At 45.7% G+C, this 12,089-nt stretch carries 11 protein-coding genes; all 11 read left to right on the forward strand.

Annotated features, from left to right (window positions below):
• Positions 1 to 544 precede the first annotated feature (544 nt).
• The 11 genes from AC0VYE_RS16435 to uraH all read left to right on the forward strand — a co-directional run bounded on the left by AC0VYE_RS16435 (position 545) and on the right by uraH (position 12,041).
• Complete coding sequence (locus tag AC0VYE_RS16435; protein ID WP_076269309.1) at positions 545 to 1,948, forward strand: MDR family MFS transporter; 1,404 nt, start codon at positions 545 to 547, stop codon at positions 1,946 to 1,948.
• A 17-nt stretch (positions 1,949 to 1,965) separates the two neighbouring features.
• The gene (locus tag AC0VYE_RS16440; RefSeq protein ID WP_076269310.1) at positions 1,966 to 2,910 is read left to right on the forward strand and encodes a serine hydrolase domain-containing protein; all 945 of its coding nucleotides are present in this window, start codon (positions 1,966 to 1,968) and stop codon (positions 2,908 to 2,910) included.
• 338 nt (positions 2,911 to 3,248) lie between these two features.
• Positions 3,249 to 4,574 carry a 5'-deoxyadenosine deaminase gene (locus tag AC0VYE_RS16445; protein ID WP_076269311.1) on the forward strand — a complete coding sequence of 442 codons (1,326 nt, stop codon included), beginning with the start codon at positions 3,249 to 3,251 and terminating at the stop codon, positions 4,572 to 4,574.
• A 74-nt stretch (positions 4,575 to 4,648) separates the two neighbouring features.
• The gene (locus AC0VYE_RS16450) at positions 4,649 to 5,755 is read left to right on the forward strand and encodes an XdhC family protein (RefSeq protein WP_475449205.1); all 1,107 of its coding nucleotides are present in this window, start codon (positions 4,649 to 4,651) and stop codon (positions 5,753 to 5,755) included.
• A complete protein-coding gene (locus AC0VYE_RS16455) occupies positions 5,664 to 6,293 on the forward strand; it encodes a nucleotidyltransferase family protein (protein WP_475449207.1) in 630 nt (209 codons plus the stop codon). The genes AC0VYE_RS16450 and AC0VYE_RS16455 overlap by 92 nt, the downstream gene beginning before the upstream one ends.
• Before the next feature lie 122 nt (positions 6,294 to 6,415).
• A complete protein-coding gene (locus AC0VYE_RS16460) occupies positions 6,416 to 7,342 on the forward strand; it encodes an FAD binding domain-containing protein (RefSeq protein ID WP_475449209.1) in 927 nt (308 codons plus the stop codon).
• Positions 7,343 to 7,366: 24 nt separating this feature from the next.
• Positions 7,367 to 9,643 (forward strand): xanthine dehydrogenase subunit D, encoded by a 2,277-nt coding sequence (pucD, locus tag AC0VYE_RS16465; RefSeq protein WP_475449598.1) that lies wholly within the window; start codon positions 7,367 to 7,369, stop codon positions 9,641 to 9,643.
• Positions 9,644 to 9,649: 6 nt separating this feature from the next.
• Positions 9,650 to 10,150 carry a (2Fe-2S)-binding protein gene (locus tag AC0VYE_RS16470; protein WP_475449211.1) on the forward strand — a complete coding sequence of 167 codons (501 nt, stop codon included), beginning with the start codon at positions 9,650 to 9,652 and terminating at the stop codon, positions 10,148 to 10,150.
• Positions 10,147 to 10,689 carry a 2-oxo-4-hydroxy-4-carboxy-5-ureidoimidazoline decarboxylase gene (uraD, locus tag AC0VYE_RS16475; RefSeq protein WP_475449213.1) on the forward strand — a complete coding sequence of 181 codons (543 nt, stop codon included), beginning with the start codon at positions 10,147 to 10,149 and terminating at the stop codon, positions 10,687 to 10,689. The genes AC0VYE_RS16470 and uraD overlap by 4 nt, the downstream gene beginning before the upstream one ends.
• A gap of 17 nt (positions 10,690 to 10,706) precedes the next feature.
• Positions 10,707 to 11,657, forward strand: a complete 951-nt coding sequence (gene pucL / locus AC0VYE_RS16480) for a factor-independent urate hydroxylase (protein ID WP_076269317.1) — start codon at positions 10,707 to 10,709, stop codon at positions 11,655 to 11,657.
• Between the two features lie 6 nt (positions 11,658 to 11,663).
• Complete coding sequence (uraH, locus tag AC0VYE_RS16485) at positions 11,664 to 12,041, forward strand: hydroxyisourate hydrolase (protein WP_475449215.1); 378 nt, start codon at positions 11,664 to 11,666, stop codon at positions 12,039 to 12,041.
• Positions 12,042 to 12,089: the final 48 nt, after the last annotated feature.

Here is a 12,089-nt window from a genome sequence, read left to right on the forward strand (position 1 = left end):
AACATCCTAACCTACCAAAAAATAGAATTTTTATTATTCCACTTCAAACATGTTAACATATCCGAATCCGAAAGGATACCATACATACGATTGGTGAGAGGAAAGGATTCAAATTTAACCATTTCGTAACTAATTGCTTTTCAGGAACAGTTACAATAGGGAATAGGTTTTATGTGTATGAAGGGGCGACTATTCTCATGCTGGATTTCCAAAAAAAGGTGGATGCTTTACGGCGATATGAATCGCTATGTTTTACGGTTTGCGTCACAATCTTAATAGAAGAACATGCTTCATATAAAACAGCTGAACAGGCTTTATGTCAGCTTTTTGGCGATCGTGAATTTTGGCGTACAGCTGAAGTTGATCGATCACAATATATATTGCGGGTTTGTACTAAATTATGCATGCAAAAGAAGGAGATTCGTTTATCGCGAACGTCTTGATTGAAATAAATACGTTGATATTTCATGCTTCCAGCGACCATAATAGAAAGGTCGTGTGAATATTTTTTTATTTATCATGTTATTCACAGAAAGGATGAACAATGAACGCTAATCAGACACGGAAAAAAGTAACCATTGCATTATTCGTCGCCACATTTCTTGCTGCTATCGAGGGGACGATCGTAAGTACAGCCATGCCTAGCATTACGGGAGAACTTCAAGGAATCCAGCAGTACAGCTGGATCATTTCGATCTATTTGCTTGCAACCGTTATTACTACTCCTGTTTACGGCAAGCTATCCGATCTTTACGGTCGAAAGAAAATATTTATTATCGGGGCATTGATCTTTCTTGCCGGCTCCATGCTATCAGGTGTAGCGCAATCAATGAATCAGCTTATTATGTTTCGTGCTTTGCAAGGACTCGGAGCAGGTGCGCTCACGACGATACCTTATACGATCATTGGAGATTTATATCCCTATGAACAGCGTGCGAAGGTGCAGGGCTGGATGTCAAGCATATGGGGGATAGCGGGTATTTCAGGCCCATTATTTGGCGGTCTGTTGGTCGATTACATATCCTGGCGGGCAATCTTCTATATGAATTTGCCGTTTGGAATCGTTGCTATTTATTTGCTCTCCACTTCACTGCGGGAGACATTGGAGAAGAAAAAGAGACATATCGATTATCCTGGCATCGTTACCTTTACGATCGCTATGTTCAGTTTCTTGTATGCGATGACGCTAATTCGCGATGCCGATGGTGGAAACGGCGGAAAACTAACGATTAGCGTTTTATTCGGTGTAGCTGTACTATTTTTCGTCATTTTTGCTCGTATCGAAAAACGTTCTCCAGAACCGATCATTCCATTCCAGCTATTTCGGAATCCGATTATTAGCATGGCGAATCTTAGCAGTTTCTTATTGTGTGTGATCAATGTCGTCATAATATTTTATTTGCCTTTATGGATTCAAGGCGTTTACGGCAAACCGGCTACCTATTCTGGACTTGCCATGATTCCACTGTCCGTTGCATGGCCGCTTGGCTCAATATTAGCAGGAAATTGGATAGCCAAAAAAGGATTGCGTTTTATTAGTGTCGCGGGTTCTTGCTTCTTGTTCGTCAGCAGCATTGGTTTCGCTTTTATGACAGCTTCTACATCCATTGTATTATTTATCATTTATACGTTTTTGGCAGGACTTTCGTTTGGCCTTTCTCTTACATCCATAACGGTAGCCGTATCTTCAGCTGTCGGCTGGGAGCTTCGTGGATCTGCTGTGGCGAGCAACAATTTCATTCGTACACTCGGCCAGACAATTGGGATTACTGTGTTTGGTTTGCTGCTTCATACCGGTCAAGCTGATCGAATTGAAGCAACGGTTCTTGCAGGAAGCTTGCATACGATATTTATATGGGTAGCGGTATTATCTGTTTTTGTTGTATTTGTATCAATTGGCATGCCTAAGATTAAGCAGCCTGAACAGCAGCAAAGAAATGCTTCTTAGAAAGGTCGATTAAACAGATGAATCCTGTAGATTTGGAAGCAAGTAACAACCTGTTAGCCGAATGGAAAATGAAATCTGTTATCGTGCTTAAAGGACAAAAGCTGCTTGGCGAATGGTATGAGAGCGGACAGGATTCAATCGGTCCGCTCTATTCTTGTACAAAAAGCATCTTATCCGCGTTAATTGGAATCGCGATTGATAAACATTTTCTTAAGAGTGTGGACGAGCCCATTACGAATTATTTGGACCATCCGCAGGAAATAAGCGAAGCGCTCAGCCAAATCTCCATCAAGCATTTGCTGACCATGACGCCTGGGTTTGATTGGCCTGACTTTGACAAGCCTTATAAAGCCTTGAAAGCAGCGAAAGATCCCATACAATTTGTATTCAATCAGCCGCTGATTTCTGAGCCTGGAACAGCTTTTGCTTATAACTCGGGTGGATCCCATCTGTTGTCTGCGATATTGACTTCAGCAACTGGGATGCCTGCTCTTTCGTTTGCCAAAGATTATTTGTTTGCTCCGCTTGGCTTTCGCAGTGCGAGATGGATGGAACGGGCAGGTATTAATGAAGGCGGAACCGGACTTCAACTGTATGGCAGAGATCTTGCGAAGATAGGCAGTTTATTTGTAGGTAGCGGACAGTTTGACAACGAGCAGCTGCTGTCAGCTTCATGGATAGCAGAATCGACTCAGCTCCATCATCGCGGGTTGATGCAGTATGAACCGCCGATATATGGCGGCTATGGCTATCACTGGTGGTATTCGCCGGAGAGTCACAACGGCCAATGCGATTGTTATTTTGCTTTTGGCCATGGCGGTCAATATTTGCTCATCGCGCCTGAGCATGAGCTTGTAATCGTCGTTCGAAAACAAATAACGAAACGAAATGAGGCCATATGGTCAAGACGCCTTATATTTGAACATATTATTCCTTCTTGTTTAGGAACAAATAAACAATAAACGGTATGTGAATAAATCAAAAGCCGCTCCAAACGCGATTTTTCCGTGTTTGGAGCGTTTTTTTGTTCTTTTTGCGAATTGAATTTATTTGGTGGAATATTTATGTCACATTAATGTTAAGTGGTTACGATATTTCGCAGTAAAGCATATAAATATTTAAAGAAACGTATTGCCTAACGATCAATTCTGCATTATTATGTTAGATAACCTTACGCATAGAAAGTGAATGACTGCATTGTCTTTCTGTTTGTAGGATGACGGTGATGCTGTAATTAATAAAGGCAGAATATTTGGTGAATTTAACATACTAGCACTTAAGGCATGAGGGGGATTTTTGAATGACAACTATACTTATTCGGAACGCAGTAGTTATGACTATGAACCATGACAATCAGATTTTCACAGGTGATGTCTTAATAGAGGGAAGTCGAATTGCCCAAATGGGCGAACGGTTGGAGACACAGAATGTTGATCGTGTTATTGAAGCAGGCGGCAAAGTGCTGCTGCCCGGGTTTGTACAAACGCATATCCATTTATGCCAAACGCTGTTTCGAGGGAGGGCTGATGATTTATCGCTCATTGAATGGTTGAAGGAAAAGATTTGGCCGCTTGAGGCTGCTCATAGTGAGGATTCTGTTTACTACTCAGCCATGCTCGGGATTGGTGAACTGATTCGCAGCGGTACAACGACAATTCTAGATATGGAGACGGTTCATTATACAGAATCGGCTTTCCAAGCCATTAAAGAAAGCGGCATTCGAGCTCTCTCTGGAAAAGTGATGATGGATCATGGTACGGAGGTGCCGCTTGCTCTGCAGGAAAATACTCAAAAATCGCTGCAGGACAGTGTGGATCTTCTCGAAAAATGGCATGGTGCCGAAAATGGGAGAATTCAATACGCCTTTTGCCCGCGTTTTGTTGTTTCATGTACCGAGGAATTGCTTATTGGGGTTCGTGACTTGTCTGCCAAGTATGGCGTAATGGTGCACACGCATGCATCGGAAAACCAGGGCGAAATTGCAATGGTCGAGGCGGAACGCGGAATGAGAAATGTCGTCTATCTCGATCATATTGGACTTGCGAAGCCGAATCTCATTTTGGCACATAGCATTTGGTTAGATGAAGAGGAAAAAAGAATTATACGGGAGAGGGGAGTCAAGATTACTCATTGCCCGGGCTCTAATATGAAGCTTGCGTCAGGCGTTGCAGAAATTCCGCATCTTCTTGAGCAAGGGATTGATATTGGCATTGGTGCGGATGGCGCGCCTTGCAACAATAATTTGGATATGTTTCAGGAGATGCGCTTAACCGCTTATATGCAAAAGGTGAAGCATGGCCCAACGATTATGAATGCAAAAACGGTGCTGCGGATGGCGACGATGGGCGGTGCGAAGGTGCTTGGCTTAGAAAATGAGATCGGCAGTATTGAGACTGGGAAACTCGCAGATTTGCAGCTGCTTGATTTGGAGGATTTCCATGTGTATCCATCATTCGATGCAGATTGGTATTCAAGAGTTGTTTATGCGGCGACAAGAGGCGATGTTGATACCGTTCTTATTGATGGGCAAGTGGTTATGGAAAACAAGATTGTGAGAACGGTTGATAAAAAAGTTGTCTTAAAGGAAGCGGATCGCTCGCTCAAAAAATTGATTGCTCGATTGTAGTTGATAGGTTGAAGGCTAAGCTGATGATTACGCTGCGAGGGTTAAATGCGCTAATGCTAATGGAGGGATAGCGGATGGATATGCATGATGTATTGGAATCGTTGAAGGCAAGCGACGAGCCGAGTGTGCTCGCTACCATTGTATGTGTTGAGGGTCATTCCTATCGTAAGACCGGAGCGTCGATGTTGTTCAGATTCAGCGGTGATCAGATTGGATCGGTTAGTCCTGGCTGCTTAGAGCAAGATTTGTTGGAAAGGGCGGCGGGTGTATGGGATTCCGGTCAATTCATTTGTGTCGATTATAATATGAAGCCTGAAGAGGATGCTATATGGGGTGAGAGTGTGGGCTGTGGCGGCGAAATTCGCATGTTGCTGGAGCCTGTGGAAGGGCGATTGCGGACGCTTTTGCTTGAAGCGAAAGCAAAAAATGATGCCGGTATTTCCGTTAAGCTAATGCGAAGCTGGGATGAAAAGGAAATCAGCTACGCTCTTAGTGATAACCTTGGCGATCACTCACTGGTGGACTATGAAGATGAAATGAACAACAACTCCAATCAAATGTCGATCGTAATTACGCCTAGACCTCGTTTGGTGTTATTCGGGCTAGGAAAAGACGCAGAAGCTATCTATTCGTTAGCGATTCAAATTGGCTTTCGTGTTGTAGCAGCGGATTGGCGGCCGGCGTTATGTACGAAGGAAAGGTTTCCACACGCCGAAAGTGTGATTGGATCTCCTGTACAAATTATGGAGCAGGTGCAACTCCGTCCAGATGATTATTTAATCGTATGCAGCCATAATTTGTCTCAGGATAAGGAGATGATTAGGCTTACATTGCCTCTAAAGCTTGTTTACATCGGCGTTCTTGGTTCAAAGAAGCGGATACGGATGCTATTTGAGACCTTTCTCATTCCATCCAATGTACACGCTCCGATAGGTCTCTCGATTCATGCAGATGGACCGTATGAAATAGCTGTCAGCGTTGCGGCTGAATTAATTGCCATACGTGCAGCAAGGAAAGGGAGCCTGCGCCAGGAGGGGAGCAAACATGCGAATATCAGCCCTTTATTTAGCAGCAGGACAGAGCAAACGTATGGGAGTTCGAAAGCAATCGCTCGAGCTGTCGAAGAACAAGCCGCTGGCACGGATGGGGCTGCTGGCTCTGTTGTCCAGCGATCTTCATGAAATAAAGGTTGTTGTTAATCCCGAAGATTCAAATGACTGGATCGGGGCAGAGGATAGTGCTGTGAGTGCTGCTCATCATTTTCAGTCAAGCGGCGTCACTATGATTGAATGTGCGGATGCGCAGAAGGGAATGTCCTATTCAATCCGCTGCGGCCTTGAAGCGCTTCTGAGAGAGGGAGCTGCGCCTAATGCAGTTGTGGTTGTACTCGCTGATCAACCCTTTATTACTTCCGGAATGATTAATAGGCTTATCCGCTGCTGGAGTGAGCGTCCGGAGCTGGATTTTGTCGCAACCGCTGTGCATGAAGCGAATGAAGGGGAAATTGTTCTAATGCCTCCGGCGATATTATCCCGCTCCATGTTCGATTCTTTATTCCAATTAAAGGGCGATGTTGGAGCTCGTAAGCTGTTCGGATCAACTGATTTTCAAGGCTATGGGCTGCTGGCGTTAGATCGTGAGACATTATTTGACGTAGATACGCCAGCTGATTTTGCTTTAGCTAAAAAACGATATTTGGGTTTATCTAAAGAGTGTTAGAAATGCCTTTTATAGCAGATCACTTCGGGCCAAACAAATGGTACGCAGGCTTGCAATGACCTTGTTTGGAGCGGGGGTACGCACTTATTTAGATGCAAACAGATCGGGGGAGTAATGTGAACATGAATGCTCAGGAGATCATGTCATCTCCTCTTGTATGGCATCCTCAGACGGCCGCAGAGGCTTGGCTGCTTAAACAAAGCTATGGGCTTGATGGATTATATATTTCAGGTGGAACCTTGCTTCGAACGCAGTGGGAATCTGGTGTTTCCGCTATCCCGAAACATTTGATCAATTTGAGTACGATTCGTGGATTAAACGAAGTGAAAATCGGCGAATCAGGCGTCATTATTGGCGGCCAAGTGACTTTGCAGGCTTGTCGGACAAATGCATTCCTACAGCGGAATTTCCCACTAGTCACCGATGCTGTATGCGCAATAGCAGCGCCGTCCATCCGGCATTTAGCAACGATCGGTGGCAATGTTTCCTCCTTAGTTGGTGACGCTATTCCCGCTCTCCTTGCCTATGATGCAGAAGTGATTTGGTACAACGGTGCAATAGAGCAGCGCGCTCCTTTATCCAGCTATTTGCTTCTAGCAAACGATCCGGCACAAGGATGTGAGCGATTGCTCCTCAGCATCATCCTGCCTTTCACACGATTTAAGGAAGAGAACACGGCGTGTTGGGATGAAGAGGAAAAAACCATTTCGAAAATCAAGCATTTTGGCGCTTACCATAAAGTAGGACGTCGTGAAGCATTTACTCCGTCTATTGTAACTGCAGCCATTTTAGGTGCGATCTCCTCCGCTGGCGTGCTCATAGAACTAAGAATCGCGCTTGGAGGAGGACAAACGCTTCCGCAAAGGCTAGAACGATTAGAAGCAGAAATCGTAGGAGCGGCTGTGGGTCATCAGCTTCTTCAGCAAGCCTATGATTGTATTTTGCAAGAGTACGAACCTAGGGAAGATTTATTCGCATCAGCGTCGTATCGGAAGATTACAGCAGCTAACGTCATCGCAGCGGAGCTTTGGAAGGCAGCTAGAGATTGAGGAATGACAGGAAGGAGTGAGCGTATGCTCTTAAACCGCACAAGCAGCGGAGGTAGATGGCGAATCCGTCCTGATGGTCCAGGTAAAGTAACAGGCAGTCTGGCTTATTTAACCGATATGACTAGGGAGCATATGCTTTATGGCCTTGTTCTACGAAGCGAATATCCTCATGCGCGTATTCTGTCCATTCATACAGATAAAGCCAAGCAACTAACCGGCGTCTACGCCGTGCTTACCTTTGAAGATGTCCCTGGATTAAATGCTTTTGGCATTGCGCATCCTGATCAGCCTGTTTTATGCGAGGAGCGGGTGAGATATGTGGGTGATGCAATAGCGATAGTAGCTGCTGAATCCCTTGCCATTGCACAAAGAGCTATTGCACTTATCGAAGTTGAATATGAAGTTTTGCAGGTAGTGGATGATCCTGAGCACGCGCTGCGGGATGATGCACCTCTGCTTCATCCAAAAGGCAATGCGATGCACCGGGCATCCTTTCATAGAGGGAACGCTGAGGCTGGATTTGAGCAATGCGCTTATATCGTAGAGGAAACCTATTACACGCCGCGCCAAATGCACACCTATATGGAAACGGAAGGCGGCTTGTTCGTGCCGGAGGCGAATCATCGGTTAACGGTATATTCACCAACGCAGCACGGCTTTATGGATCGTATGCAATTATCACGAATTTTAGCTGTGCCACAAGAGGATATTCGGATCGTATCCAGCCCCATTGGAGGCTCGTTTGGCGGGAAGGACGAGTTGAATGTGCAGCCTTATGGGGCACTGCTCGCCACTTACACAGGTAAACCTGTCAAGATGCATAATTCGAGGCAGGAATCGGTTCGTGCTGGCTTAAAGCGGCATCCGATGAAAATTACGATGAAAACGGGCACTGACGCTGCAGGGAAATTAATTGCTCACCAAGTCAGACTTATTTCTGATACGGGCCCCTATTCAACGCTTGGGGCCGAGGTGCTTAATTTTGCTGTAGAGCATGTTATAGGTCCTTATAAATACGAGCATTTGGACGTTGAAGGCGTATCGGTATTTACGAACAACGGCATGTCGGGTGAATTCCGAGGTTTTGGCGGAAATCAAGCTATCTTCGCACTTGAGGGGCAATTGGATCGACTGGCTGAGCAGGTTGGCATTGAGCCTTGGGCATTTCGCCAATTAAATATGCGCCAAATGGACGATTTAGGACCATTTGATCAACCGATCGTGATGACAGAAGGTGCCGAGCGAGTATGGAATGCCATCACAAACAGCCCATTGATGCAGGAGAAATTGCAAAACAAGTCACATAGCAAAGATGGCGCAGAACCTTGGGTGAAAACGGGTATCGGAGCAGCTTTTACGATGCATGGCGCAGGACTTGGAGTTGGTATTCCTGACCCTGCAGGCGGTCGCTTAGAGCTTGTGAAAGACGGGAAGATTGAAGCTGTATTCGGTTATGAGGAGTTTGGGCAAGGTCTCATTGCATCGCTGGAGCAGATGCTCATTGAGCAGTTCAAGTTAGGAGCAGATGATTTGCGGATCATTATCGGCGATACCGATGTCGTGCCAAACAGCGGTTCAACTACGGCTTCGCGCGCAACAGCAATGATGTGGAAATCACTTCAAAAGTTAAAACAGCCATTTACAGAGCAGTTGCTAAAACGAGCTGAAGCAGTGTTAGGAGAGTCAGCTCAGGAGCTGCAATTGGGTGAAGGCGGCATAAGAGAGACGTCGAGCAACGCACTGCTGCTTACCTACCAAGAGCTTGCCGAAGCTTGCGATTCCCCTATTCGCTGTGAAACTTCTTTTTCATTTCCAACCTCACCTACAGAACGTGTAGGCGCACATTTTATGTATACCTATTCGGCAGTAGTTGTAAAGGTTGAGATTAATACGCTGACAGGGCGAGTCAAGGTGCTGCAGCAGTATCATGCGGTAGCGGCTGGACCTGTCATAAATCCACAAGGCTTCCTCGGTCAAATCGAAGGAGGCAGCAGTATGGCTCTTGGTTTTACACTTATGGAAGATGCGATTATGGAAAAAGGACAATATGTTACGCGAAATTTGGATACGTATCTTGTTCCGACGATCATTGACCAAAAAGGGTTAGTAGACGTGGAAGCCATTGAGCATTTGCCTGAGGGGGATGATTATGGGCCACGCGGTATTGGCGAGGTCGGATCGGTCACTCTAGCACCTGCTATTGCAGCTGCTATAAGGCAAGCTTGCGGGAAATGGGTGACTAAACTGCCGATAGACCCTGCTTTTTTGCAAGAAAAGCCATTTTTTCTTATGAAGGGGTGAACGGAGATGAGCGATCATACTGCAAAAGTTCAAACACCGTTTGCACTCCAATGCTTCATTAATGAACAGGAGCTTAAGCTTGAAACGGCAGCTTCCACCAGATTGCTGACCATATTGCGTGATGACTTGGCGCTTACGGGGACGAAGCGATCATGTGATATCGGCAGGTGTGGTGCCTGTATGGTACTGATTGATGGCCAGGCGGTCAATTCTTGTTTAACGATGGCTTATCAATGCACCAGCAAGCGGATTACGACGATAGAAGGTATTTCGTCAGAGGGGATCGACCCGATTGGGCAAGCCTTTCTAGAGGAAGGCGGCTTTCAATGCGGTTATTGCACACCGGGAATGATCGTTTCCGTTAAAGCGCTGCTCGACCACCAGCCAGAGCCGTCAGACGATGAAATTGCAGAAGCCTTGTCAGGTAATTTGTGTCGCTGTACTGGATATGGCGGAATATGGAGAGCTGTGAAACGAGCCATTGAAGGGAGGCGTCAAGCGATATGAGAGATAGGCATGAGATCGATTCACGAGGGGTACTGGAAATGAGAATAAATATGGATCAAATCAATGCATGTACACGCGAGCAGTTCATTGCTTGGCTTGGAACGATATTTGAGCATTCGCCTTGGGTGGCAGCATCGGCAAGTGCAGCGCGTCCGTTTGCTTCGGTCGAAGCGCTTCATGACGCGATGATGAACGTTGTGCGGGAATCACGAGTAGAGACGATTATCGATTTGTTCCGCGCCCATCCCGACCTTGGAACAAGGCTTTCGGTTGCCGAGTATTCCGCAATAGAGCAGCAAGGTGCTGGTTTGGATCAATTGACGACAGATGAATACGAGCTCTTCCTCGGATTAAATCAAACGTATGTAAAATCCTTTGGGTTTCCCTTTATTTTCGCAGTAAGAGGAAAAAAGAAAGAGGATATACTCGCAGCGATGGAAGCTAGATTATGGCATTCTGCTGCTGAAGAAATAGAGCAAGCATTGCGAGAAATTGAGAAAATTTCCGGATTTCGTTTAAGAGATCTCATCATGGAGTAGAGAAAGGAACGATCATTATGCTAAAATTACGCAGCGGACGAACATTATATTATGGCAAAGGCGATGTGCTGAGCTACCGGACATACGCAATACCGCTTTCTGTTAAATCGATCCCTCAATCAACGTATACGGGTGATCCTAATATTATTTTTGCTCATAACATCACCTTTTCCGTGAGCAGTGAGGTGCTGCTTACCTCCTTTACGGAGGGTGACAATGCGCAGGTCGTAGCTACTGACTCGATGAAAAATTTTATATTACGGCAAACCGCTCATTATGAAGGAAGTACAACAGAGGGACTGCTAGCTTTCATAAGCGAGCGATTTATGGAGCGTTATTCGCATATCGATGCGATTGAGATTCGTGCGGATCGGCTGCCTTTTAATTCCGTCACGATTGCCGAAGGCAGCAGCTGGAACGATAGCCAGCTTGTGTTTCGAAGATCGCACAACGAGCATGCGAGCGCTTCGCAAAAATGGATACGTACAGCTAATAGCTTGCAACTCGCTGAACATGAAAGTGCTTTGTCCCATATTCAGCTAATTAAGGTGAGGGGCAGCTCATTTTATGGATTTGTTCGCGATGAATATACAACGTTGCCTGAAAGCTATGATCGTCCTTTATTTATTTTCCTTCATATCTTTTGGACTTATGAGCATGCAGAGGATGCATTGGACAGTCGGCGCGGAAATTATGTTCCATCCGAGCAGATTCATGATTTAGCCCACACGTTATTCCATCTTGCAAACTCACCTTCCATTCAGTATTTAATCTATCAAATTGGAAAAAGCATTCTTACAACCTTCCCGCAGCTGTCTGAGGTTCGATTCGAGTCGAACAATCGGACATGGGAAACGGTAATGGAGCCTGAGCATTCCGCAGCAGCAGGCGTGTTTACTGAACCACGTCCGCCTTATGGCTTCCAAGGATTCACTCTTACAAGAGCTGACCTGATTGAGGGGGAGTGATCCGGAGTGAACGGGAAAGTTACGACGCATGTTCTTGATCTTGCTGGAGGCAAACCGGTAGTTGGCATAACCATAGAGCTATGGTATTTGGGTGAGGAGAGTGCGGAAGCCGCAAAGCAGCCTAGGCTCATTGGTTCTTATAAGTCCAATGAAGATGGACGCGTTGATGAGCCATTGCTTCTGGGTGAAAATATTCAGTGCGGAACCTATGAGATCGTTTTTGCAGCAGGAGAATTTTTTCGGCGATCGGAACATTTGTCAGCGATAGAAGAGAGCATATTTGATGAAATTCCGATTAGGTTCCGCATTCGCGATAAAAACTCGCATTATCACGTTCCATTATTAGTTGCTCCTGGCGGCTACAGCACCTATCGTGGAAGCTAGCCCATTTTGCGCTTATGTATACAAACTATCAGGTTAGTGTATGAATAT

Source organism: Pristimantibacillus sp. Z349TD_6 (assembly GCF_056173205.1).

Coding starts and splice junctions, on each gene's coding strand:
- pucD (WP_475449598.1), top strand. CDS start 7,367: ATGCTCTTAAACCGCACAAGCAGCGGAGGTAGATGGCGAATCCGTCCT.
- AC0VYE_RS16435 (WP_076269309.1), top strand. CDS start 545: ATGAACGCTAATCAGACACGGAAAAAAGTAACCATTGCATTATTCGTC.
- uraD (WP_475449213.1), top strand. CDS start 10,147: ATGAGAGATAGGCATGAGATCGATTCACGAGGGGTACTGGAAATGAGA.
- AC0VYE_RS16450 (WP_475449205.1), top strand. CDS start 4,649: ATGGATATGCATGATGTATTGGAATCGTTGAAGGCAAGCGACGAGCCG.
- AC0VYE_RS16440 (WP_076269310.1), top strand. CDS start 1,966: ATGAATCCTGTAGATTTGGAAGCAAGTAACAACCTGTTAGCCGAATGG.
- pucL (WP_076269317.1), top strand. CDS start 10,707: ATGCTAAAATTACGCAGCGGACGAACATTATATTATGGCAAAGGCGAT.
- AC0VYE_RS16460 (WP_475449209.1), top strand. CDS start 6,416: ATGAATGCTCAGGAGATCATGTCATCTCCTCTTGTATGGCATCCTCAG.
- AC0VYE_RS16470 (WP_475449211.1), top strand. CDS start 9,650: ATGAGCGATCATACTGCAAAAGTTCAAACACCGTTTGCACTCCAATGC.
- AC0VYE_RS16455 (WP_475449207.1), top strand. CDS start 5,664: ATGGGAGTTCGAAAGCAATCGCTCGAGCTGTCGAAGAACAAGCCGCTG.
- AC0VYE_RS16445 (WP_076269311.1), top strand. CDS start 3,249: ATGACAACTATACTTATTCGGAACGCAGTAGTTATGACTATGAACCAT.